We start from the raw sequence: 299 nt of genomic DNA on the forward strand, positions 1-299 counted from the left end.
TACCACCGGCATGGTGACTGCCAACACCAGCGGTACGGCCAATATTCAGGCCAGTTATACCGATCATGGCATTACCCAGACCGACAGCGCCATTATCACAGTGGGCAAGGTGGTGGATCACACGGCTATTAATCCCGCATCCTTCAGTCTGAGTGTGGGTGTTGGTAGGTATATCAATAACACTGTGTACTATACGGACTCGACGTCGAATATTGTAACCAGCTCAAGTATTTGGTCTAGCTCAAATGCATCTGTCGCGTCAGTATCACAGAGTGGATATGTCTTTGGGAATGGCACCG

Annotated in this window: 1 protein-coding gene; it reads left to right on the forward strand. The window is 49.5% G+C overall.

Annotation, left to right across the window (positions count from 1 at the left end; translation table 11 throughout):
* The coding region (locus tag ACW5XD_RS23970) for a hypothetical protein (protein ID WP_456497027.1) at positions 1-299 on the forward strand (299 nt) is incomplete at both ends.

The sequence above is a fragment of the Aeromonas enterica genome (assembly GCF_054052465.1).